This is a genomic window from Enterovirga sp., from assembly GCF_028290205.1.
Taxonomy (GTDB): domain Bacteria; phylum Pseudomonadota; class Alphaproteobacteria; order Rhizobiales; family Beijerinckiaceae; genus Enterovirga.
This window is the reverse complement of record NZ_JAQGKF010000240.1, coordinates 1-20467: the sequence shown is the minus strand read 5'-3', so window position 1 is coordinate 20467 and position 20467 is coordinate 1. Positions and strand designations below refer to the sequence as shown.

Sequence of the window (20467 nt, the reverse complement as noted above, 5' to 3'; positions counted from 1 at the left end):
GGTTCGGCCCGGTGCGCGACGGCCGCGACCGGTGCGTCCGGGTCCGCGCTCGCGAGCCGCGTGCGGGCACCCTTGCGGTCGGCGCGGGCGAACTCCGCCCCGGTCCCTTCGGGCTTGCCCGGTTTCGCACCCGCGGCCGGAGCCTTGGCGGCCTTGCCGGCGGGGTCGATCGGGATCTCGCGCGCGCCCTCGGCGAGGGCCTCGGGGCGGCTCACCTGACCGATGGAGCGGGACGTGCCCGTGTCCAGGAGGGCGAAGTTCGAACCCGCGTCGCCGCCCGCGGCGGGGCGCTGGGACAGGAAGCTCGCATGCTGGCCGCCATCGGAATAGACGAGCCGGGTCGCGGGCGTGCCCTTGCTGACGAGTTCGGCGACCTGCCGGCGGTCCTCGTCGTCCTTCTGGGCCACGGCCGGCGCCAGGGTCGGGTCGTCTCGGCAGCCGTCTCCGACCTGGTTGAAGGCGTAACGCCCCTGGCAGACCGAGACCTTGGGCTCGCGCTTGGTGATCTCGAAGTGATCCGAACCCTGCTTCAGGTTCTTCCAGAACGCCATGTGAGGGTCGTGCCGGTAGCGGGCCAGGTTCTCGGCCGTCATCCGGAACGGCAGGGCCTGGAGCTGAAAGCCACGCTGTCCCCCGCCGAAGGATTCGCGGGCCAGGGCGTAGACCTCAGCGATGCCCTCGTCCGTCATCGCGTAGCAGCCGCGCGACGAGCAATCGCCGTGCACCATCAGGTGCGAGCCGGTGCGGTTGTGAGCGCGGTCGAAATTGTTTGGGTAGCCCGTGTCGAAGGACAGATAGAACGACGAGTTCGGGTTCATCTGCGCGGGCGTGATCGTGTAGAAGCCCTCCGGAGCCTGCCGGTCGCCTTCCTTGACCTTGGGGCCGAGCTGGCCCGACCAGCGGCAGATCGGAAAGGTCTTGAGGTGGGCATAGTGCCCGTTGACCTTCTTCCAGACCTCGAGCTCGGATTCCTTCTTGTAGATGCGGACCAGGATGGGATCCGACTTGCTCATGCCCTTTTCGGCCATGAGGGCCACCGTCTTGGCCGGGATGGGCGAGAGCGCTTTGGTGGAGCCGCCCTGCTCGTTGCAGCCGGCGAGCGAGAGCGCCAGCGCAAAGACCGCCACAAGACGCTTCATTCGAGACCTCGCATCAGCCGATCCCGGTTGATCCGGGGGGCCTGCCCCATCCGTAGGAGCGTTAAACTTACCCCGTGCTTACCGCAACCGAGTGCAACCGCTCCGCATGGTAAGGAAACCGTTAACGCCCGTGCACCCGCCGCCTGTGGCCGAAGCGCCATAGGGTGAGTGCGACGAGCGCGCCGCCGACCGCCAGGGCCGGCCCCGCCAGGTGGCTGGCCCACAGCGTCGCGGCGGCCAGCGCGGCGAGCCCGAGATTGAGGCCGAAGACGTGCCGGTCGATCTCCATGACCCGAAGGCCGCGGTCGGACGCCCGCTGGTAGAAGTGGCTCCGGTGGGCCTCCCAGAGCCGCTCGCGCCGGCGCGCCCGCAGCGCGAGGGTGAGCGTGGCATCGGCCAGATGATAGAGCGGCAGCAGGAGGGCCGCCGCTAGATGGCCGGCCGCGGCGAGTTCCAGCAGAAGCCAGCCCGAGACGAGCCCGAGCGGCAGCGACCCCACATCGCCCAGGAACAGCCGGGCCACCGGCCGGTTGGCCGGCGCGAAGCCGAGCAACGCTCCGCACAGGGCCGCGGCCACGGCGGCCGGCACGGGCGGGTAGCCGCCCGCGATGCCGAACAGGACGAGAGCGCCCGTCAGCGGCACGAACTGGGCCACCGTGATCCAGTCGATCCCGTCCATGAAGTTGACGAGGTTGACCCACCACACCCCGGCCAAAATCAGCAGCGTCCGCTCCAGCGCGAGCGGGAGCGGCTCGGGCAGGATCCGGCCGGGATCGGCGAATTGCACGAGGCTGGTCACCGCCCCGACCTGCAGCACCAGACGCAGCGCGGGCGACAGCGGCCGGACGTCGTCGACGGCACCTGTCACGGCAAGGACGAGGGCGGCCGCGGCCAGCACCGCGAGGTCGGGAAGCGCCGCCCTGCCGCCGAGAAGGACGGTCAGCGGAGCGGCGACGACGAAGGCCGCCGCCAGCACCGCGACCCCGCCGCCCTGCGGCGTCGGCACGACATGGCTCGATCGGGCGTTCGGCCGGGCGAGCGCATAGCGCTGCAGCAGCGGCCGCAGCAGCACGATCAGGGCAGCCGAGACGGTCCCGGCCAGCAGCGCCGCCCCGGCGAACAGCCCCGCCAGCAGCGGCGCCGTCAGGATTTCGGCGGGAATCGGAGCACGAGTCCTTCGCGGGCCAGAAAGGCGCCCGGCATGGCGGCTTTCACCTTGGCGTCCTCGCTCTGGAGATAGGCGTCGTCGTGCTGCGGGTGGAGGTGGAACACGGCCAGCCGCTCCACCGCGCTGGCCCGGCACAGATCGACGCCCTTCTGCCAGGTCGAATGACCCCAGCCCTGGCAGCGGATGTATTCGGTCTCGGAGAACATGCCGTCATAGATCACGAGGTCGGCGCCCTGCACGAAGTCGCGCAGCTCCGGCGGCGGCCACGGGTCGGTGTGTTCGATGTCGCTGATGTAGCAGAGGCTGCGCCCGCCGTGGCTGAACCGGTACCCGGTCGCCCCGCCCGGGTGGTTCAGCAGCAGGGTCTCGGCACTGGCTCCGTCAGCAAAGGTCAGGGTGTCGCCGGCCTTGAAGCCGAGATGCTCGATCCGGCCCGGAAGCTGAGCCAGGGAGACCGGGAAGAGGGGCGGCGAGAACAGCCGGCCGAAGGCCTCCTCGGCGCTCTCGCCGCGCAGGTTGCCGCAATGCAGGCGGATGCGCCGGTCCGGCAGGAGGGCCGGCTTGAAGAAGGGCAGGCCGCCGACATGGTCGAGATGGAGGTGGCTCAGCACGATGTCGATGTCGGCCGGGCCGGAGAGCGCGAGCTCCTGGCCGAGCGGGATGATGCCGGTTCCGGCATCGACCACGAACAGGCGCTGGCCGCACCGCACCTCGACGCATGGCGTGTTGCCGCCGAAATGCTCGAACCGGGATCCGGCCGCCGGCACGGAGCCGCGCACGCCCCAGAACCTGACGGACAGGGACGCGCCCTCCGCTCCGGTCGCGGTGTCAGCCTCAGTCTTCCGCCGCGACATCAGCCGGCCGCCCGCGCAACGGCGCCCGGGGTCGCCTCGGCAACCTCCCGGCGCAGGATCCTGCCATGCCGGAACCGCCGCCGGTCCGGCAGGAGGGCGACGAGGCCCTCCTCGTGCTGTTCCGGCACGACCAGGATCAGGCCCCGGCCCGCCATTTCCGCTTTCAGCCGCTTCACGAGATCCGGCGCCTCTCTCTCGCCCAGCAGCTCCAGGGCATGTTCCACAACCAGGTTGTCGGGCCTGCGCACCAGGCAGCGTACCAGATCGACGGCCGCGATCTCGGCCGGGCTCATCCTGGGGTCGAGGGGGTCGACCCGCGTTCCCAGCCCGACCCGCGCAACCTCGGTCAGGAGGTCGATGTCGGCCAGGACCGCCCGCATCACCTCGACGACCTCCCGCTCGGCATCGGCCTGATCCTCGATGATGCGGCCGAACAGGAGGTTATCGCGCACGCTGGCGGCGGCGCAGACCCGTTCGGGATGGAAGAACTGGATCGATGGCTGCAGGCTGGCCGGCATGCGGGAGATCAGGGCCGACCGGACCCGGACGACTTTGGCCTCGAGGTCGGGCCCCAGCAGGCCGAGCCGGTGCCTGATTTCGCTGTAGCTCAGGGCGAGCCCGATCAGCCGCTCGTCGTCTCGCGACGAGCCGGCGCCGCGGCGGCCCTCGTCGCGCCGGATCAGGATGTTGTTGAAGCGGTCCCGCTCACCCGCCGGCACCAGGGCGAACCGCCCGAGGATCGAGCTGCCGTCCGGAAGGCCGGCGAAGAGCTCCAGGTCGCTGCGGGCCACGGCCGCGCCAATCCCGGCGAGCGGCCGTGCCAGCCCCTCCTCCTCCAGCAGGGCCTTGATGAAAGGCTGCGCCGGCAGCCGGTCGTGCCGGAACGTGTCCCCGAGCGGGACCCCGAAGAGGATGTTCTCGCCGATCGTCGCCTGCGGATTGTAGCCGTCCGGATCGAACCTCTCGACGAACTCGGCCCGCCCCCGGGCCTCCAGTCCGGCCCGGATCGCCTGCCGGGCCGCCACGATGGCGGCCGCGAGCTTCGGCTGGCGCCGGGGATCGACACTGCCGGACAGCCCGCGCAGCTCAACCATCCGGTCCAGGCCGGCGACCTGAATGGCGGCGGCGAGGCGCCCGTCCAGTTCGCCCTCCGGGCCCGCCGGAGCGCCATAAAGCAGGTTGGCCCGAAGCGAGCCGGCGAACAGATAGGGGGCGCCCCCCGCGAAGGCGAGGCGCTCGGCGCGCTCCGAGGGGTCGACCTCGCTCAGGTCGATGCCTCCGAATTCGAGCCGCCCCTCCGTGCGGGGTAATTGGCCACCCAGCAGGGCCGCGAAGGTGCGGGCGCCCGAATCCCGCCCGCCGAGCAGCGCCACGTGGCCGGGCAGCTTGATGTCGAGATCGACACCGTTGAGCCGCCCCGTCGGAGCCGCCCCGGTCGCAACGCCCTCCGCGAGGAGCGTGCCGGAGGCCGGCAGGTGCGCCTCCGCGCCGATCACGCCGCGGGCCTGGCAGGTCCCGAGCGTGCGGGCGATATCCGCATAGAGCGGGCGCGAGCGGTCGAGAGCCCGCCGCCAGGCGAGGTGCACGGCGAGCGCCGTGACTGCCACAGCGGAGGCGGCCAACGAGGCCGCGGCCTCGCCGGGCGAGATGCCGTTGGCGATGCTGACCCGGGAGGCCGCCGCCAGCACCCCGAGCGGGCCCATGACCAGGATGGCGAGAGCGAGGGCCGAGCCGATCCGGACCTTGCGGTCCAGCCGCTCGATCGGGGCGCGGACCCGGGCCAGCTGGTCCGTGATGCGGCCGCGCTCCGTCAGGCGGGTGCCGTGGGCGATCACGGCCGAGAGATGCTGGGCCAGTTCGGACAGCGCCCGACGCAGCACCGCGGTGGCCGATTGCTGGGCGGAATTGAGGCGGGATTCCAGGCGGGCCTGCCGGCTCGTGATCAGGGAATAGGCGAGCAGGCCAAGGAGCAGCACCAGCCCCATCTCGGCACTCTGCTTGGCCACGTAGGCGGCCGAGACGGCCAGCACGGCTCCGGCCGCCAGAGGCGCGACGGCGGCAAGGCCGAGGGTGTCACGCTCGCGCCCGAGCGCCTCCCCGGCCAGCAGGGCGGCCCGTTGCGCCTCCTCGGCGGCCGGGATGGGCGCGGAGGAGATGACGAGCAGGATGCGGTCACCGACCACGGTCGCGACCTGCCGGCCGATCCGGGCCGTGAGCGCCCCGAACAGCCACCAGAGCAGTGCCACGACCGCGCCGAGGCCGATCAGTCCCACGGCGATTGCGGGCGGCAGCTCGCCCGGAGCCAGCGTGACGCCCGGCACGAACACGATCGTGTGCCCGCTCTGGGAGGTGACCGCGTAGCGAAGATAGGTTTGCGGCACGTCCAGCGCCGCGCCGGCCTCGGCGCCGCCGGCTCCCGCGACGGCGTCCACTGCGAGCTGGACGACGTCGAGCGCGACCCAGAGGCACGGCAGCCCGGCAAGCACCACAAGGGCGATCAGGGCCGCATTGAGCTTCGGCGCCGCGCACCAGGACAGATGGAAGGTATCGCGCTCCACTCGGGCTCCCGCCGTGACGGGCGAAGGTTAGCTGGCAGTCTGCCCCTCGCGCAACGAGCAAGGCCGCATTAGGCTGGCGGCACGAAGGCGCGGGGACATGCGGGCGGGATGGAGGATCTTGGCACCTTCGATTACGTGGTGGTCGGGGCGGGCTCGGCCGGCTGCGTCCTAGCCAACCGTCTGTCCGCCGACCCGACCCGCCGCGTGCTGCTGCTGGAGGCGGGCGGCCGCGACACCTGGATCTGGTTCCACATCCCGGTCGGCTACCTGTTCGCGATCGGCAAGCCGCGCGCCGACTGGATGTACACCACCGCGCCGGTGCCTGGCCTCGGCGGCCGTGCCCTCGCCTACCCGCGCGGCAAGGTGATCGGCGGCTCCTCGGCCATCAACGCCATGATCTACATGCGGGGCCAGGCGGCCGATTACGACGGCTGGCGCCAGCTCGGGCTGGCAGGTTGGGGTTGGGACGACGTGCTGCCCTTCTTTCTCCAGCACGAGGACCATGCCTCGCCTCCGAATGACTTTCACCGCGCCGGCGGCGAGTGGCGGGTCGAGCATCCGCGCATCCGCTGGGACCTCCTGGACGCCATCCGGGACGCGGCCGAACAGGCCGGCATCCCCAAGGTCCCGGATTTCAACACGGGCGACAACGAGGGCTCGTCCTATTTCCAGGTCAATCAGCGCCGCGGCCGGCGGGTGAGCGCGGCGCGGGCCTTCCTGCGGCCGGCGCTGTCCCGCCCGAACCTGCGGCTCGAGACCGGGATCCATGTCGATCACGTTGAGATCGTGGACGGGCGCGCCACGGGGGTGGTGTTCTCGCGCGGCGGCGAGCGCTTCCGGGCCGGCGCGGCCGGGGAGGTCGTCCTGTCGGCCGGGGCCGTGAACTCGCCGGCCATCCTGGAGCGCTCGGGGGTCGGCGACGGCGCGCGGCTTCGGGAGGCCGGGATCGCGGTGGCCCACCACCTGCCGGGCGTGGGCGAGAACATGCAGGACCACCTGCAGATCCGTCCCGTGTACAAGGTCACGGGCGTCCGCTGCCTCAACACCGATTACTGGAACCTCGCCCGCCGGGCCTGGATGGGCGTGGAATACGGGCTGTTTCGGACCGGCCCCCTGACCATGGCGCCGAGCCAGGTCGGAGCTTTCACCCGCACGTCCCCGGATTACGCAACCGCCAACGTCCAGTTCCACTTCCAGCCGCTCTCGCTCGACAAATGGGGCGACGGATTGCACCGCTTCGGGGCCTTCACGGCCAGCGTCGCCAATCTGCGGCCCTCGAGTCGCGGCAGCGTCCATGTCGCCTCCCCGGCCCCGGACGCGCCACCCACCATTGCGCCAAACTACCTCGCGACCGAGGAGGACCGGCGGGTCGCCGTGGACTCGCTGAAGATCGCCCGCCGCATCGCGGCCCAGCCGGCGCTCTCGCGCTTCCGTCCGCAGGAGTACCTGCCCGGCCCGGAGGTCGCGACCGACGACGAGTTGTTCGCGGCGGCCGGGCGGCTCGGGACCACGATTTTCCACCCGGTCGGCACGGCTGCCATGGGCCTCGCCAGCGATCCGATGGCCGTCACCGATGAGCGGCTGCGCGTGCGCGGCGTGCGCGGGCTCAGGGTGATCGATGCCTCGGTGATGCCGCGCATCACCTCGGGCAACACCAATTCACCCACGATCATGATCGCCGAGAAAGGCGCCGCCATGATGCTGGAGGACGCGAGAACCGGCCCGGCGCCGTGACACGCGGCCAGGATCGCGGCATGGTCCTGTCGAACGAATCGTGAACTCTGTCCGTGCCGACCGCCGCAACCGACCTCCGCGTTCGCCCTGACGGGCGCCAATCACCCACCGCCCTCGCCGTCTGCACCGGGGTACGCCGGCTGCTGGCCGGCCTCGGCTGCGCGACCTTGTGCGAGCTCACACTGGCCTCCGGCCGTCGTGCCGACGTGATCGGGCTGACGCGAGACGGGTGCCTGTGGATCGTGGAGATCAAGTCGTCGCTGGCCGACCTGCGGGCAGACGGCAAGTGGCCGGATTACCGCGACTTCTGCGACCGCTTCTTCTTCGCGGTCCCGAACGGATTTCCGCTCAACAGATTGCCGGCCGGAACCGGCGTCATCCTGGCCGATGCCTACGGGGCCGCCATCCTGCAGGAGGCACCGGAGCACCGGCTTGCCGGAGCCCGCCGCAAGGCCGTGACGCTGCGCTTCGCCCATGTGGCGGCGAACCGCCACCATGCCCTCGTCGACCCGGCCGGCTCGGCCGGCTGGATGGACTAGAGGCGCGACCCGCGGGCCAGACCGCTCAGCGCGGGGCGCGCTTGGCCAGAATGCGCTGCAGCGTGCGGCGATGCATGTTGAGCCGTCGCGCCGTTTCCGAGACATTGCGGCCGCACAGCTCATAGACGCGCTGGATGTGCTCCCAACGCACCCGGTCGGCCGACATCGGGTTCTCGGGCGGGATCGCGCGCTCTCCGGCTTCCGCCATCAGGGCAGCGTGAATCTCGTCCGCATCGGCCGGTTTCGCCAGGTAGTCGAAGGCGCCGAGCTTCACGGCCGTCACGGCGGTCGCGATGTTGCCGTAGCCGGTCAGGATCACGCCGCGAGCCTCGGGGCGCTTCTCCTTCAGGGTGGCGATCACATCGAGACCGGAGCCATCGGCGAGCCGCATGTCGATCACCGCGAAGGCCGGAGCCAGCGCCTCGATCGCGGCCACGCCCTCGGCGACGCTCTCCGCCACCCTCACCTCATAGCCGCGTCCCTCCATGGCCCGCGCGAGCCGGCTGGAAAACGGGCGATCGTCGTCCACGATCAGAAGGGTGTTCTCCACCGCACCCCGGGGCTGGGTGGGGGCGGCATCGGACGTGACGGAGTTGGTTTGCGCCATCGGACGCTCCTGGAAAGGGCCAGCTTGTCCTATATGGGGACGGTTTCGGCCTGCGACAGGCCCCCCGGCGAAAGCTCGCCCGCAGCCCCGCCCGCGCCGCGCTCGAACTCGGCCCGGGGCCACACAATGGTGGCCACGGCGCCCCCGCGCGGCGGCGCCGCGTTCCACAACGTGAGCTGGGCACCGGAGCGCTCAATCAGCGTCTTGGCGATGAACAGCCCGAGGCCCAGCCCTCCCCCGCCCGTGTCCTCGCGCGCCTGGTGGCCGCGCGTCGTGACATAGGGCTCGCCGACCCGAAGCAGCACTTCAGGATCGAAGCCCGGGCCGTCGTCGCGGATCTCGATCGACACCGTCTCGGAAGTCCAGCGGGCCACGATGTCGATCCGCGACACCGCGAAATCAGCCGCGTTGTCGACCAGGTTGCCGAGCCCATACATCAGCCCGGGCGAGCGTCGGCAGCTTGGCTCCGGCCCCTCGCCGGACCGGTCCGTGATGAACTCGATGTCGAAGGAGCGCCGCGGCGCGACCACCTCCTCGATCACGTGCCCGAGGGACATGGTGGCGAAGAAGCCGTGCCCCTCCTCCTGGCCGAGGGAGGTCAGCTTGGACAGGATCACGCGGCAGCGCTCGACCTCCTCGCGCAGCAGCTTGGTGTCCTCCGCCATCGCGCTTCCGGGCTCGGCCTGGAGGTCGAGCTCCTTGGCCACGACCCGGATGGTGGCGAGTGGGGTCCCGAGTTCGTGCGCGGCGGCGGCCGCGAGCCCGTCGAGCTGGGACAGATGCTGCTCCCGGGCGAGCACGAACTCGGTGGCGGCGAGCGCCTCCCCGAGTTGCCGCGCCTCTTCGGCGACCCGGTAGGCGAACACGGCCGTGAAGGCGATGGCCAGCAGGATCGCGGTCCAGATCCCGGCCACGTAGACCGGCGGCAAGGCGAGACCCGCCGGCGTGCTCCACGGCAGCGGCAGGTGGAACCGCGCCAGCAGAGTGGCACAGATCCCGGCCAGCAGCCCGAGCCCAAGCGTCCGCAGGGGCGACAGGGACGCGGCCGAGATCAGGACGGGGGCGACAAACAGCGAGGAGAAGGGGTTGAGGAGGCCGCCCGTCAGATAGAGCAGGACTGCGAGCTGCAGGATGTCGAAGGCGAACAGCGCGGTGGCGAGGTTTTCGGCCAGCCGATGGCTGGCCGGCTGGAGCAGGGTGATCCACAGATTCACGGCCGCGGCCGCGGCGATCACGGCCAGGCAGGGTAGGAACGGCAGCTTGTAGCCGAGATAGAGGTGGACGACGCTCACGGCCAGGCACTGGCCCGTCACGGCCAGCCAGCGCAGCCGGACGATCGTGTCGAGCTTCAGGCGGCGCGCCTCGCGGCCGAAAGCGACCGGCGCGAACTCGCTCACGGATTGAAAACCTGCATGCCCGGGATCAGCGGTTGACGGTGAGCATCGGCACGGCGCCCCCGGGCACCATGGTGGTCGGCAGCACGCCGTTCCAGCGCTCCGCCTGAACCAGGGTGACGAGGCCCGGGTTCCCGCCCACCGCGGCCGCCCGCGCCCGGATCGCGCTTGCCTCGGCGTCGCCGCGCAGCCGGATGCCATCCGCCTGGGCCTGAGCCCTGACCGCATTCGCCCGCGCGTTGGCCTGGGTCACCGTGATCTCCGCCTGAACCTTCTCGCGATCCGCATTCTGGCGGAGGCGCTGGACCTCGACCTCGGCCAGCATGCGCTGTTCGATCGAGGCCTCATAGGCCTTGGAATAATCGATGTTCTCGACCTGAACCGATTCGATGATGATCGGGCCCTTGATCGAGTCCTGGATCGAGTCGGCCACCTCGGCGTTCAGCTTGCCGCGATCCGGGATGGCGCTCACGGCCGTGTAGCCCCCGAACACGATCTTGGTCTGCTGGTTCACGTGTGGACGGATCACCCGCATCAGGGCGCCGTCGATCGAGCCGAACTGCGTATAAAGTTCGGACACCTTGTCCGCCGCCACCCGGTAATTGACGGACACTTTCAGCTCGGCCGGCTGCTGATCTTTTGAGTAGGTGTGCATTTTCTCAAAGACTTCCACATGCGTCTGAACCGCGATCTTCTGTACGGCATCGATCAGCGGCAGCTTGAAGCCGAGGCCGGGCTGCGCAACCTTGAGAAGCGCGCCGTTGCGAAGGATCACCCCTCTCGTTCCCTGGTCGATCGTGTACCAGGTGCCGAACACGACCGAGAGACCGGCCAGCACGGCGATCGCCCAACGACGATGGTCAGGATTCTGTTCATGCCGTCACCTCCCGCCCGCTCGCCGAGAACCCGGCACGTCCTGTTCTACGTGGGATTGGTGACGAAGCCATCCGGGCTCGACTTGGGTCGTGACGTAAATGTCGCGTGAACCGATCTTCAGCGAACCGTAACCCAGGACACGCTTGTTTGACCGGAACAGAGCGGCGAGAGCTTGGTTGTGCTGCCCGGGGTCGCATTCCGGCGGACGGAGCGTCCAGCCGGTCGGGAGTGACCATGGATCACGCGTATTTTTGGTACGATGCCGCACAGATGTGGCTCGCCCCCGCCCGTGTCGCAAACGACATGGCGCGGCTCATGCTGGATAACCCCGTCAACCTCCTCGGCCACACGCCCGTCGGGCGCTCCATGTCGGCGGCCTGCGAGATGTTCGAGCGCACCACGCGCCGCTACGCCAAGCCCGGCTTCGGCCTGCACGGGACGATGGTGGGCGGGCGCCCGTTCGCGGTCGAGGAAGAGGTGATCTGGACCCGCCCCTTCGGCCAGGTGATCGCCTTCCGGCGCGTCGATTGCCCGGAGGCACTGCGGCAGCCGAAGCTGCTGATCGTCGCCCCCATGTCGGGCCATTACGCGACCCTGCTCCGCGGCACGGTCGAGGCCTTCCTGCCCACCCATCAGGTGATGATCACCGATTGGGTGGACGCCTCCATGGTGCCGCTCGCCGCCGGCAGCTTCGATCTCGACGACTACGTCGACTACATCAAGGACATGTGCCGGGAGTTCGGTCCGGACCTGCATGTTCTCGCCGTCTGCCAACCGGCCGTGCCCGTGATGGCCGCCGTGGCGCGGCTCGAGGCCGAGAACGATCCCGCCATCCCGCTGTCCATGACGCTGATGGGCGGCCCGATCGACACCCGGCGCTCGCCGACCGCCGTCAACCTGCTGGCCGAGCGGCGCGGCGTGGACTGGTTCCGCCGCAACTGCCTCCACACGGTGCCGTTCGGGTATCCGGGCGCCCTGAGGCAGGTCTATCCGGGCTTCCTGCAGCTCTCCGGTTTCATGGCCATGAACCTGGATCGGCATGTCACCGCCCATCGCGACATGTTCAACAACCTGGTGACGGGCGACGGGGACGCAGCCGAGAAGCACCGCGAGTTCTACGACGAGTACCTGGCAGTCATGGACCTGACCGCCGAATACTACATGCAGACGATCGAAACGGTGTTCGTGGAACACCGCCTCCCTCGGGGCGAGATGCTGCACCGGGGCGAGCCCGTCGACCTCCTGGCCATCCGGCGCTGCGCCATCATGGCGGTCGAGGGCGAGAGGGACGACATCTCGGGTGTGGGCCAGACGCTCGCGGCCCTCGACCTCACGCCCAACCTGGCGGCGGACAAGAAGGTCTACCACCTGCAGGGCAAGGTCGGGCATTACGGGGTGTTCAACGGGTCGCGCTTCCGGGCCGAAATCGTGCCGCGGATCAACGCCTTCATCGCCGCCCAGACCCACGTTCCGGCCCCGGCTCCCGTTGCGGCCCCGGTCTCGGTCGCGCCCGCGCCGGCGATGCCTCGCGTTTCGACCCCGGCCGCCCCGGCACCGGCTCCCGTTGCGGCCCCGGTCTCGGTCACCCCGGCAATGCCTCGCGTTAAGGCTCCGGCCGCCCCGGTCTCGGTTGCCCCGGCCCAGGAACCGGCGCCGGACGTCGCCCCGACCCCGTCCGCCCCGGCCCCGGACACGGCGGCTACGCCTCGCGGCGGGCCGAGCCGCAAGGCCCAGCGGCGGGCCCGGGCCCGGCATCTGACCCCCGTCTGACCGGCCCGATCCGGCCGGCGGATGACACGTCCCGCGCCGTCCGGCAGGGTGGCGCGATGCGGTGGCTGCGCCGAATCGTCCAACCGGAACCCGACCGGCTGAGCGTCGCCTCGGCCGGTCCACCGATCGTGGTGCATCTGCGCCGGCGCGACACCGCCAAGCGCATGACCCTCCGGGTGTCGTCCGCGACCGGCGAGGTCGCCCTCACCCTGCCGCCCCGAGCCGACCTTCGCACCGCGCAGCGCTTTCTCGACGGCCAGGCGAACTGGATCGCTACGCGGCTGGCCCGGCGGCCGGAGCGGCTTCCCTTCGTACCCGGAGCCGTGATCCCGCTGCGGGACGAGCCGCACCTGATCGGGCACCGCCCCGGCGAGCGGGGCCGGACGCGCGTCGTCCGGATGGAGGGTGGGCCGCCCGAGATCGTGGTCGGCGGCGATGTCGAGGCGGTCCCGGGCCGCGTTCGGCGCTTTCTCATGGCCGAAGCCCAGCAGGATCTGTCTGCAGCGGTCCGGCGGCACGCCGGCCGGCTCGGGGTGCCGTTCGGCCGGCTGACGCTGCGCGACACCAGGAGCCGCTGGGGCTCCTGCTCATCGACGGGGGCGCTGAGCTTCTCCTGGCGGCTGATCCTCGCCCCGGCGGAGGTGCTGGACTATCTGGCCGCGCACGAAGTGGCTCACCTCAAGGAGATGAACCACTCGCCCGCGTTCTGGCGGGTGCTCCGCGACCTCTGCCCAGCCACCGACAGCGCCGAAGCCTGGCTCAAGCGCAACGGAACCGGCCTGCACCGGTTCGGGTGAGCCCTAGCCGCCGCTGCGAGCAGCGATGAAGTCCTGACCATCGACCTTGCCGCGCATGCGGTCGCCTTCAACGAGGCCCGTATACTGGCGTCCGCCGGCCGTGAAGGTGATCTCGGCGCCCTTCATCTTGGCGTCAGAGACCGGGACCTCCTTGCCGCTCTGGTTCAGCGTGCCGGCCAGCGTCTGATAGGTTTGCGTGAGAGTGAGTTCGCCCTCGGGCAGGCGCCAGGTCCCGGCCGCGTTGGCCGGCACGATCCACAGGTAGGCGCGGCAGAAGCTGGTGCAGCTCCCCGGGGTCGAGAACGTGTTGTCGGCCGTCCAGTCACCCATGTCGAAGGTGTTCGAAACGACGCGCGTGCCGGGCTTCATCTTCAGGATGTCGGGCCGCAGCCGCTGATTCAGGTTGGGCAGCAGGAACAACGTCAGGACGGTCGCCTCCGAAAAGTCCGTCTTAAAGATGTCGCCTTCGACGAACTGGGCGAGCTTCGACACGCCCTCCGCCTCCGCAGCCCGGCGCGACAAAGTGACCATGTCGGCATTGTACTCGACGCCGAGCGCCCTGATGCCACGCTTGGCCGCCGTGATCACGGTGCGGCCGTCGCCCGAGCCGAGGTCGATCACGTAGTCCCCGGGCTTGGCGCCGGCCATGTCCAGCATTCCGTCGACCAGGGCCTGCTGCGTCGGCACCCAGACCACGTCCTTGCCGGACTGGCCGGAGGTCGGCGTGAAGGTCGAGGGTGGCGAGGCGGCCGGCGGCGTCCCCGTGGCCGAAGGCGTGCCGGCAGTCGGCGGGGTCGGCGCGGCCGTCTGGGCGGCGGCGCTGCCCATCAGAAGAACGGACAGGATGCAGGCTTTCGCCAGGGATTGCTGTTTCAAGCGTTCGGTCCTTCTGCAAAGGCGCCGGTCAGGGCACCCGGTTCACCGGTGATCATCGCGACCCCGCGCGCATCCGCAAGGGACGGCACGGTACGGGACGCCTCATCCCTTCGGGCCGGCCGAGCGGCCGGCCTCGCCGAGCTGCCTGACCTGCTCCAGATCCCCCACGAACTGGGCATAGGCCGCGGCTTTGGCGTCCTGGTCCGGCAACCGAAGCAGATAGGAGGGGTGAACCGTGATGAAGCCCTGGAAGCCATCCAGCAGCACGGCCGGGCCGCGGGCGCGGGTGATCGGCACCTGCTTGCCGGTGAGCGCCAGCACGGCCGTGCCGCCGAGCGCCACGACCAGCTTCGGCTCCACGAGTTCGAGCTCGCGCATCAACCACCAGCGGTAGTGGCTGACCTCCCCCGCCGTCGGCTTGGAATGGATGCGGCGCTTGCCGCGCTGCTCGAATTTGAAGTGCTTCACGGCATTGGTGAGATACACGTCGCGCCGCTCAATCCCGGCCTCGCCCATGGCGCGCTCCAGGAGGCGGCCGGCCGGGCCCACGAAGGGCCGGCCCTGAAGGTCCTCCTCGTCGCCCGGCTGCTCGCCCACGAAGACCACCGAAGCGTTGGCCGGCCCTTCCCCGACCACGGCCTGGGTCGCCCCGGGCACGAGCGGCCCGGCCGACCGGATCAGGGCATTCAGCTCCTCGAGCGAGCCCGGCGCCTGGTCCAGCATCGCGGCGAGCGCCCGTTCGGGGACCCGTTTTGCCGGCACGCTCGCCTCCTTGCCGATCATGCCGGCGGTTCGGCCACCCGCCGAACGGACGAGGTTCGGAATGGCGGCCGCTTCCGGCAGGTTGTGCCAGTACTTCTTGGCCATGTGCGAACGCATGAGCTTGGGATTGGTGCGGGCCGGGTTGAAGATGCTTTCGTAATAGCCGGTCCAGCCGGCCTCGAACCCATCCTCGCCCGGAACGTCGCTGCGGCAGCCCGGCGGACCGAAGCGAAGCTCCTCGCCGTCCCACAAGGCCGAGCCGACCGGCGTGACGATGCTCCACAGCATGGAGCGGAACCGCTCGGCGAAGAACGGCGCGGCTTGTTCCAGGATGAAATGGTCCGGTTCGAACCAGGCAGCAAAGACCTCGGGCCCGTCCGGCGGCCCGCCCACCACCTTCCGAAAGCGCAAATAGGCGTGCATCTTGTGGATGTCGCGCCGCACCGACCGGGCCAGAAGGTCGAGCCGGTGCACCAGGGGATCGCTGGCGATCTCAAGCAGGTCGCGCTCCCCCCGGAGCACACGCCAGATGGCCCGGTAGAGCAGGCCGTAGCGCTCCGGATCGCGATGCGGCACCACCTCGGTGATGCGCCCGGCCAACTGCCGGGGCAGGCTCAGGGGCGGCGCCTGGCCGGGAGCCTCAGGAGCTTCGCCGAACAGGCCGCCCTGCCCGCCCGCGTTCCAGCTCACGTCCTCCGGCGCCACGCCCTCCGCGACCAGCGCCCGCACGGCCCGGCGAAAGCCGTCGAGATCGGCGCCCTCGCCGAGGACGACCCGGCGCGCAGCCGGCCGCCGAACCGCCGCGGGCGAGCCCACGGTCAGAACAAGCTCATCTGAGCCTCGGCTTCGACGAGCCGCGGGCGGAGGTCGAGCGCATCGAGCGATCGGCCCGGATGGTGGTCGTCGGCGATCAAAAACGGCCGTGCGCGCTTGAGCGTGCCGGTCAGCCGGGTGAGGTCCTTTAGGCCGAGCCGGGCATGGCGGCGCGTGGCAACGATCTTGTCGACGGCGCGCTTGCCGAGGCCGGGAACGCGGAGCAGCATCTCGCGATCCGCCAGATTGACGTCCACCGGGAAGCGGTGACGGTTCTTCAAGGCCCAGGCGAGCTTCGGATCGACGTCCAGATCCAGCATGCCGCCCTCGCCGCCGGACGCGATCTCGTCCACGGCGAACCCGTAATGGCGGAGCAGCCAATCGGCCTGGTAGAGGCGGTTTTCCCGTTGCAGCGGCGGCGAGCGCGAGGGCAGCACCGCCGAGGAATCCGGAATGGGGCTGAAGGCCGAGTAATAGACCCGCCGAAGGTCGTAGCTCTCGTAGAGCCCGGCGCTTGTCTGCAGGATCGCCTCGTCGCTGGCCCCGTCCGCCCCGACAATGAGCTGGGTGGACTGGCCGGCCGGCGAAAAGGACCGCCCCTCGGCCCGGCCCTGAGCGATGCGCTCCCGCATCTGGCCCATGGCCGACCGGATGGTTGTGGCCGTCTTCTCCGGCGCGAGCCGCGCCAGGCCCTCGTCGGTGGGCAATTCGAGGTTCACCGACAGGCGGTCGGCCCAGAGGCCCGCCTGCTCGATCAGCCAGGGACTCGCCTCCGGAATGGTCTTGAGGTGGATGTAGCCCCGATAGCCGCGTTCCTGACGCAAGGTCTTGGCGACCAGGACGAGCTGCTCCATCGTGTAATCCGGCGACCGAATGATGCCCGACGAGAGAAACAGACCCTCGATGTAGTTGCGCTTGTAGAAGGCGATCGTCAGGTCGACGATCTCGTTCACCGAGAACCGCGCCCTCTGGACGTTGGAGGAGCGCCGGTTCACGCAGTACACGCAATCGAAGAGGCAGTAATTCGTCAGCAGCACCTTGAGCAGGGAGACGCAACGGCCGTCGGGCGTGTAGGAGTGGCAGATTCCCACCTTGTCCGTGGAGCCGATGCCGTCGCGGCCAGCCGAGCGCTTCGGCGCGCCTGACGACGCGCAGGACGCGTCGTATTTCGCCGCGTCCGCCAGAACGCGCAGCTTGCGGGCAACAGCCTCGTCCATGGTCCCCGTTCTCTGAACGTTCTCTGAGGTAGGGGCGCGGCTTCGGCCGCGCAACCGCAGCCGCCGCCCGGTCAAGCAGACGTGAAGAGTCGCGTCGGCTCAGCCGAGGCGGCGCAGCAGCGACAGGGCCGCGGCCGGATTGGCCGCCTTCTCGCCGGAGATGAAGAACACGAACACGTCGCGCGGCGCGGCCGCGGCGTGTTCCGGCCCGACTCGGGGCAGATCCGGCGGGACAGCGCCCGCCTGCCAGGTCCGGGCGCGCTCCGCCCAGGCATCGAGTTCCGGGCCCGGATACCCGTCCGGCTCTCCGGGCCGGGAGCGCTGCAACCGGGCGTAGACGAAATCACCCGTGCTGTCGGCAATGGCCGGATAGGCGTCGGACTCGGCGCACACGATCGCCACGCGGTGCCGCCGGGCCAGGTCCACGAAGGCCGGAACCGCGAAGCTCGCGTGGCGGACCTCGATCGCGTGGCTGAGGGGCCGGCCGGCCCGCTCCGGCGGCAGCAGGGCCAGAAAGGCCGCCATCTCGTCCGGATCGAACCGCTTGGTCGGCGCAAGCTGCCAGTTGATGGGGCCGAGCTTGTCGCCGAGCTCGGTCAGGCCCGAGTTGAGGAAGGTTTCGAGGGCCGGCCCGGCCTCGGACAGGGCCTTGCGGTTGGTCACGGCCCGGTGGCCCTTCACGGCGAAGACAAAGCCGTCCGGGGTTTCGTCGCGCCAGGTCCGGAAGGTGGCCGGATTCTGGGCCCGGTAGAACGTGCCGTTGATCTCGATCGCCGTGACCTGCCGGCTCGCATGGGCGAGTTCGCGCCCATGCGGCAGGCCCGTCGGATAGAAGCGCCCGCGCCAGGGCGCGAAGGTCCAGCCGCCGATCCCGACCCGGATCAGCGGCTCAGGTCGGTGCCCGACGGGCAATGATCCAGACCGCATGGATGACGCCCGGCAGGTAGCCAAGCAGCGTCAGGAGGATGTTCAGCCAAAAGGCGCCCCCGAACCCGACGGTGAGCAACACGCCGACCGGGGGCAGCAAGATCGCGAGGAGGATGCGGAGCAGGCTCTTCATGCGGTACCTCCGTCAGGCCGCGCCGGTGAACTGTTCGCCGGCTTCCGCCTTGCGGCGAAGCAGGTCCGACGGGCGGAATTCCGGGCCGATGGACGTTTCCCACTCGGCCATGCGGCCAAGCACCGTCTTCAGGCCCACGGTGTCGGCGTAGAACATGGGGCCGCCCCGATAGACTGGCCAGCCGTAGCCAGCGATCCAGACCATGTCGATGTCGGAGGCTCGCAGCGCCTTGCCCTCCTCCAGGATCTTGGCGCCCTCGTTGATCATCGGGAAGACGAGGCGTTCGAGGATCTCGGAATCGGGGATCGGCCGGCGCGTGATGCCCTTCCCCTTCGAATGCTCCAGGACCATCTGCTCGACGATCGGCGAGGGCGTGGCCTTGCGGCTGGCGTCGTAATCGTAGAAGCCCGCGCCCGTCTTCTGGCCGCGCCGATCCATCTCGCAGAGTTTTTCGCGCAGCGTTTGGCCCTTGGAGGTTTCGCGCGACCAGCCGATATCGAGCCCGGCGAGGTCGCTCATCGCGAAGGGGCCCATGGGCAGGCCGAACTCAAACAGGACGCGGTCGACATCCCAGGGCATCGCGCCCTCCTCGACCAGCCGGTTCGCCTCGCGCTGACGCTCCGCCAGCATGCGGTTGCCGACAAAGCCGTAGCAGACGCCGACCAGCACGCCGATCTTGCCGATCTTCGGGGCGAGCTTCACGGCGGTGGCGACCACCTCCTTGGACGCCTTCTCGGCCCGCACGACCTCCAGCAGCTTCATGATGTTGGCGGGCGAGAAGAAGTGCATCCCGATGACGCTCTCCGGCCGGTTCGTGACCGAGGCGATCTCGTCGACGTCCAGGTAGGAGGTGTTGGACGCGAGGATCGCGCCGGGCTTCGCAACCGCGTCGAGCCGGCGGAAGACGTCCTTCTTGATCTCCATGTTCTCGAACACGGCCTCGATCACGAGGTCGGGCTTCGACAGCGCATTGAAATCCAAGGATCCCTGGATCAGGGACATGCGCTTCTCGACATCCTCCGGCTTCAGCCGGCCCTTGGCGGCGGTGGCCTCGTAATTCTTGCGGATGATCGAGAGACCGCGGTCGAGCGCGTCCTGCTTCATCTCAACGATCGTCACCGGGATGCCCGCGTTGAGGAAGTTCATCGCGATGCCGCCGCCCATCGTGCCGGCCCCGATGATGCCAACGGAGGTGACGGGCTTCGTCGGCGTGTCGTCCGGCAGGTCCGGGATCTTGCGGACCTCGCGTTCGGCGAAGAACACGTAGCGCTGCGCCTTCGACTGCGTGCCTGAGACGAGCTTTAGGAACAGCTCGCGCTCCTTCGCGATGCCCTGCTCGAAGGGCAGCTCGACGGCTGCCTTCACGGCCTCGATGCAGGCGGCCGGGGCCTCGAAGCCGCGGAATTTTCGCCCGTTCGCCTTGGCGAAATCGGCAAAAACCTCCGGCCGGCCGCGCGACGCCGCGATCTTGTCGGTGAGGTCACGGACCTTCTTCGGCCCCTTGCCCTCCGCGACGAGGCGCTTTGCGAAACCGATCGCGGCCTCGCGCAGGCCTGTCTCGGGCGCGAGCTCGTCGATCAGCCCGGCCTCTTTCGCCTTCGGGGCGGGCACGTGCTCGCCGGACGTGATCATCTCCAGCGCGCGCTCCGCCCCGACGATGCGCGGCAGGCGCTGCGTGCCGCCGGCGCCGGGCAGGATGCCGAGCTTCACCTCGGGCAGGCCGACGCGGGCGGACGGGACTGCGACCCGGTAATGGCAGCCGAGCGCCATCTCGAGCCCGCCGCCCAGCGCGGTGCCGTGGATGGCGGCGACGACCGGCTTCGGCATGTCCTCGATCAGCGTGACGAGTTCGCCGAGCGGAATGCCCCTCGGGGGCTTGCCGAATTCGGTAATGTCCGCCCCAGCGAAGAAGGTGCGGCCGGCGCAGATCAGCACCACGGCCTGCGCGGCCGGATCGGCGGCCGCCTCGCGCATCCGCGCCGCGACCCCGTCCCGCACGGCCGCCCCGAGCGCGTTCACGGGCGGGTTGTTGACCGTGATGACGGCGACGCCGTCAGCAACCTTGAGCTCGGTCACACCTGGTTGTGCGTCGGCCACGTGCTCGCCTCCCCGGTCCATGTTGTCCCATCGCCTGGATCGGCAGGATCGGGGGCGGGGCAAGGGCGCGAGCGGCGGGGCGGATCGGCTTGCGTTCCGCCAAGCCGATCCCAGCGGCTAAAAGATCTCGAACAGCCCGGCCGCGCCCATGCCGCCGCCGACGCACATGGTCACGACGCCGTATTTGGCGCCGCGGCGCTTGCCTT

The 20467-nt window shown here is 70.1% G+C and carries 17 protein-coding genes and 1 pseudogene; 4 read left to right on the top strand and 14 right to left on the bottom strand.

Going from position 1 to position 20467, the window contains the following annotated elements:
* From JWR86_RS16755 to JWR86_RS16740, 4 genes are all read right to left on the bottom strand, one after another.
* A partial coding sequence (locus tag JWR86_RS16755) for a murein L,D-transpeptidase family protein (protein WP_299567535.1) occupies positions 1-1139 on the bottom strand: 1139 nt, incomplete at its 3' end.
* 121 nt (positions 1140-1260) lie between these two features.
* Positions 1261-2271: a glycosyl transferase gene (locus JWR86_RS16750; protein ID WP_299567537.1), complete on the bottom strand. Its 1011-nt coding sequence runs from the start codon at positions 2269-2271 to the stop codon at positions 1261-1263.
* Positions 2272-2282: 11 nt separating this feature from the next.
* Positions 2283-3161: an MBL fold metallo-hydrolase gene (locus JWR86_RS16745; protein ID WP_299567533.1), complete on the bottom strand. Its 879-nt coding sequence runs from the start codon at positions 3159-3161 to the stop codon at positions 2283-2285.
* Complete coding sequence (locus JWR86_RS16740; protein WP_299567531.1) at positions 3161-5719, bottom strand: hypothetical protein; 2559 nt, start codon at positions 5717-5719, stop codon at positions 3161-3163. The genes JWR86_RS16745 and JWR86_RS16740 overlap by 1 nt, the downstream gene beginning before the upstream one ends.
* Positions 5720-5827: 108 nt before the next feature.
* On the opposite strand from JWR86_RS16740, the gene JWR86_RS16735 reads away from it, so the two are divergent.
* Together JWR86_RS16735 and JWR86_RS16730 are read left to right on the top strand one after the other, a co-directional pair.
* A complete protein-coding gene (locus JWR86_RS16735; RefSeq protein WP_299567529.1) occupies positions 5828-7453 on the top strand; it encodes a GMC family oxidoreductase N-terminal domain-containing protein in 1626 nt (541 codons plus the stop codon).
* 53 nt (positions 7454-7506) lie between these two features.
* Positions 7507-7992 (top strand): MmcB family DNA repair protein, encoded by a 486-nt coding sequence (locus tag JWR86_RS16730; RefSeq protein ID WP_299567527.1) that lies wholly within the window; start codon positions 7507-7509, stop codon positions 7990-7992.
* 25 nt (positions 7993-8017) lie between these two features.
* Here the strand turns inward: JWR86_RS16730 and JWR86_RS16725 are convergent, their stop codons facing one another.
* Genes JWR86_RS16725 through JWR86_RS16715 form a run of 3 tightly spaced genes read right to left on the bottom strand, consistent with a single transcriptional unit; the run spans position 8018 to position 10831 of the window.
* Positions 8018-8599, bottom strand: a complete 582-nt coding sequence (locus JWR86_RS16725; protein ID WP_299567525.1) for an ActR/PrrA/RegA family redox response regulator transcription factor — start codon at positions 8597-8599, stop codon at positions 8018-8020.
* A 29-nt stretch (positions 8600-8628) separates the two neighbouring features.
* Positions 8629-9996, bottom strand: coding sequence for an ActS/PrrB/RegB family redox-sensitive histidine kinase (locus JWR86_RS16720; RefSeq protein ID WP_299567523.1), 1368 nt, complete (start codon positions 9994-9996; stop codon positions 8629-8631).
* A 25-nt stretch (positions 9997-10021) separates the two neighbouring features.
* Positions 10022-10831 carry a prohibitin family protein gene (locus JWR86_RS16715; protein ID WP_299567521.1) on the bottom strand — a complete coding sequence of 270 codons (810 nt, stop codon included), beginning with the start codon at positions 10829-10831 and terminating at the stop codon, positions 10022-10024.
* Between the two features lie 272 nt (positions 10832-11103).
* Here JWR86_RS16715 and phaZ point away from each other — a divergent pair, with 272 nt between their 5' ends.
* Positions 11104-12639: a polyhydroxyalkanoate depolymerase gene (gene phaZ / locus JWR86_RS16710; RefSeq protein WP_299567519.1), complete on the top strand. Its 1536-nt coding sequence runs from the start codon at positions 11104-11106 to the stop codon at positions 12637-12639.
* 56 nt (positions 12640-12695) lie between these two features.
* The gene (locus JWR86_RS16705; RefSeq protein ID WP_299567517.1) at positions 12696-13436 is read left to right on the top strand and encodes a SprT family zinc-dependent metalloprotease; all 741 of its coding nucleotides are present in this window, start codon (positions 12696-12698) and stop codon (positions 13434-13436) included.
* A 3-nt stretch (positions 13437-13439) separates the two neighbouring features.
* Here the strand turns inward: JWR86_RS16705 and JWR86_RS16700 are convergent, their stop codons facing one another.
* The 7 genes and pseudogenes from JWR86_RS16700 to JWR86_RS16670 all read right to left on the bottom strand — a co-directional run.
* Complete coding sequence (locus tag JWR86_RS16700; RefSeq protein ID WP_299567515.1) at positions 13440-14312, bottom strand: class I SAM-dependent methyltransferase; 873 nt, start codon at positions 14310-14312, stop codon at positions 13440-13442.
* A gap of 102 nt (positions 14313-14414) precedes the next feature.
* Positions 14415-15890, bottom strand: a complete 1476-nt coding sequence (locus JWR86_RS16695) for a UdgX family uracil-DNA binding protein (RefSeq protein WP_299567513.1) — start codon at positions 15888-15890, stop codon at positions 14415-14417.
* A gap of 2 nt (positions 15891-15892) precedes the next feature.
* Positions 15893-17104 carry a putative DNA modification/repair radical SAM protein gene (locus JWR86_RS16690; protein WP_299567511.1) on the bottom strand — a complete coding sequence of 404 codons (1212 nt, stop codon included), beginning with the start codon at positions 17102-17104 and terminating at the stop codon, positions 15893-15895.
* Positions 17105-17203: 99 nt separating this feature from the next.
* Positions 17204-18031, bottom strand: coding sequence for a DUF72 domain-containing protein (locus JWR86_RS16685; protein ID WP_299567510.1), 828 nt, complete (start codon positions 18029-18031; stop codon positions 17204-17206).
* Positions 17994-18164, bottom strand: a complete 171-nt coding sequence (locus tag JWR86_RS16680) for a YqaE/Pmp3 family membrane protein (protein ID WP_299567508.1) — start codon at positions 18162-18164, stop codon at positions 17994-17996. Before JWR86_RS16680 ends, JWR86_RS16685 begins: the two co-directional genes overlap by 38 nt.
* Positions 18165-18176: 12 nt before the next feature.
* Positions 18177-20261: a 3-hydroxyacyl-CoA dehydrogenase NAD-binding domain-containing protein gene (locus JWR86_RS16675; protein WP_299567507.1), complete on the bottom strand. Its 2085-nt coding sequence runs from the start codon at positions 20259-20261 to the stop codon at positions 18177-18179.
* A 117-nt stretch (positions 20262-20378) separates the two neighbouring features.
* Positions 20379-20467, bottom strand: a pseudogene (locus JWR86_RS16670) (acetyl-CoA acetyltransferase); the annotation flags it as partial.

What these genes read in the sequence shown, in the direction of transcription:
- JWR86_RS16705 (WP_299567517.1), top strand. Translation starts at nt 12,696, where the DNA reads ATGCGGTGGCTGCGCCGAATCGTCCAACCGGAACCCGACCGGCTGAGC.
- phaZ (WP_299567519.1), top strand. Translation starts at nt 11,104, where the DNA reads ATGGATCACGCGTATTTTTGGTACGATGCCGCACAGATGTGGCTCGCC.
- JWR86_RS16685 (WP_299567510.1), bottom strand. Translation starts at nt 18,031, where the DNA reads ATGCGGTCTGGATCATTGCCCGTCGGGCACCGACCTGAGCCGCTGATC.
- JWR86_RS16690 (WP_299567511.1), bottom strand. Translation starts at nt 17,104, where the DNA reads ATGGACGAGGCTGTTGCCCGCAAGCTGCGCGTTCTGGCGGACGCGGCG.
- JWR86_RS16680 (WP_299567508.1), bottom strand. Translation starts at nt 18,164, where the DNA reads ATGAAGAGCCTGCTCCGCATCCTCCTCGCGATCTTGCTGCCCCCGGTC.
- JWR86_RS16725 (WP_299567525.1), bottom strand. Translation starts at nt 8,599, where the DNA reads ATGGCGCAAACCAACTCCGTCACGTCCGATGCCGCCCCCACCCAGCCC.
- JWR86_RS16735 (WP_299567529.1), top strand. Translation starts at nt 5,828, where the DNA reads ATGGAGGATCTTGGCACCTTCGATTACGTGGTGGTCGGGGCGGGCTCG.
- JWR86_RS16745 (WP_299567533.1), bottom strand. Translation starts at nt 3,161, where the DNA reads ATGTCGCGGCGGAAGACTGAGGCTGACACCGCGACCGGAGCGGAGGGC.